Genomic DNA, 2,373 nt, shown 5'->3' with positions numbered 1-2,373 from the left:
GACGACACCCAGGGGGTGTCCGCGGTCGACGACGCGATCCGGAAGATGATCTCCTCCGGCGAATGGCTGCGCTCGCTCAACGCGAACATCGGCCCGTCCGGTTACCAGCTGCCCCCGCCCCCCGAGGTCACCGCCAAGTGAAGCTGCCCGACCTGCCGGTCCGGTCCGTGCTGCCCGACGTCGTCGCCGCGCTGGACGACCACGGCGCCGCGGTGCTCGTCGCGCCGCCCGGCACCGGGAAGACGACGCTGGTCCCGCTCGCCCTGGCCGCGGCGGCCGAGGGCCGGGTCGTGGTCGCCGAGCCTCGGCGGCTGGCGGCGCGCGCGGCGGCGGCGCGGATGGCGGCGCTGCTGGGCGAACCGGTCGGCGAGACGGTGGGCTACGCGGTGCGCGGCGACCGGAAGGTCTCCGCCCGGACCCGCATCGAGGTCGTGACGTCGGGGCTGCTGGTCCGCCGCGTCCAGGGCGACCCGGAGCTGCCCGGCGTCTCGACGGTGCTGCTGGACGAGTGCCACGAGCGGCACCTGGACGCGGACCTGCTGCTGGCGCTGCTCCTGGACGTCCGCGCCGGGCTGCGCGAAGACCTGCGGCTGCTGGCGACGTCGGCGACGGTCGCGTCCGGGCGGCTCGCGGCCCTGCTCGGTGACGCCCCGGTCGTGACGGCCACGGCGCGCACCTACCCGGTGGAGTTCTCGTACGTCCCGCCGGCGCGCGGCGAACGGGTCGAGGCCTGTGTGGCACGGGCGGTGCGGACCGCGTTGTCCTCCGGCGACGGCGACGTGCTGGCCTTCCTGCCCGGCGCCGGGGAAATCGCCCGGACGTCGGGCTTGCTGTCATCGTCCGATGTGGACGTCCTGCCGCTGCACGGCCGGCTGTCGGCGGCCCACCAGGACGACGCGCTGCGGCCGCGTTCGCGGCGCCGCGTGGTGCTGGCGACGGCGGTGGCCGAGTCGAGCCTGACGGTGCCGGGCGTGCGCGCGGTGGTGGACTCGGGACTGGCGCGCGTGCCGCGCGTCGACCACCGGCGCGGGCTGCCGGGCCTGGCGACGGTCCGGGTGTCGGCGGCGGTGGCCGCGCAACGGTCCGGCCGCGCGGGACGCGAGGCGCCGGGCCGGGCGTACCGCTGCTGGGCCGAGCACGAACAGGCGACGCTGCCGCCGTACCCCGAGCCGGAGATCCGCACGGCCGAACTGGCCCGGCTCGCCCTGGAGCTGGCGTGCTGGTCGACCCCGGACGGCAGCGGGCTCGCCTGGTGGGACCCACCGGGCGAAGGCGCCCTCTCCGCGGGCCGGGCGCTGCTGGTGACGCTGGGCGCGACTTCCCCGGACGGCACGGTCACCCCGCGCGGACGGCGGATGGCCGAGCTGGGCCTGCACCCGAGGCTCGCCCGCGCGCTCCTGGACGGAGCTTCCGAAGTCGGCGCCCGGAACGCGGCGGAGGTCGTGGCGCTGCTGGACGCGGGCGGAACGCTGACGGATGTGGAAGCCGAGCTGAGACGCCTGCGCTCGGCCGGGGACGAAGGCGCGCGGCGCTGGAAACGCGAAGTGCAACGGCTCGCGAAACTCGTCACCGGTGCCGGAAAAGCGGACGCCGCGCTGGTCGTCGCCCTCGCCCACCCCGAGCGGCTCGCCAAGCGGCGGCCCGGCGGCGCACCCGTCTACCTCATGGCCGGCGGCACCGCGGCCGAACTCCCGCCCGGCAGCGGCCTCGACGCCGAGTGGCTGGCCGTCGCCGAAGCCACCCGCGACCCCGGCCGCGTCCACGGCACCATCCGCCTCGCCGCGGCCGCCGACGAAACCCTCGCCGTCCGCACCGGCGCCGTGTCCGAAGTGGACGAAGTCACCTGGGACGGCGACGTCGTCGCCCGGCGCGTCCGCAAACTCGGCGCCATCGTGCTGTCCGAGAGACCGCTCAAGAACGCCGACGTCCACGACGCCCTGGTCGCCGGGCTCAAGGCCGAAGGACTCGGCCTCCTCAAGTGGAGCCAGGACGCGACCCGCCTGCGCGAACGGATGGCCTTCCTGCACCGCGTCCTCGGCCCGCCGTGGCCGCCGGTCGACGACACCGCACTGCTGTCCGATGTGGACAGCTGGCTGGACCTCGGCACCGCCCGCCGGAAAGCCGACCTGGCGAACCTCAACGCCGGCACCGCCCTCAAGGCCCTCCTCCCCTGGCCGGAAGCGGCGAAGCTCGACGACCTCGCGCCGGACCGCCTCGAAGTGCCGTCGGGGTCGCACATCCGCGTCGACTACCGCGGCGACCAGCCCGTCGTGGCCGTCAAGCTCCAGGAGACGTTCGGCTGGACCGAGACCCCGGTGATCGCCGGCGTCCCGGTGGTGCTGCACCTGCTCTCCCCCGCCGGCCGGCCGGCCG

General features: G+C 76.1%; 1 protein-coding gene and 1 pseudogene. Both read left to right on the top strand.

Annotated elements, in window-relative coordinates:
* Positions 1-141, top strand: a pseudogene (locus CCN39_RS52380) (ABC transporter substrate-binding protein); the annotation flags it as partial.
* Positions 138-2,373 (top strand): ATP-dependent helicase HrpB (gene hrpB / locus CCN39_RS47260; protein ID WP_086853655.1); only part of this gene is annotated, 2,236 nt, incomplete at its 3' end. The pseudogene CCN39_RS52380 and the gene hrpB, both read left to right, overlap by 4 nt.

This window comes from Amycolatopsis kentuckyensis (assembly GCF_002155975.1).
Classification (GTDB): Bacteria; Actinomycetota; Actinomycetes; order Mycobacteriales; family Pseudonocardiaceae; genus Amycolatopsis; species Amycolatopsis kentuckyensis.
The sequence above is the reverse complement of the archived record's forward strand: the minus strand, read 5'-3'. Positions and strand labels throughout refer to the sequence as shown.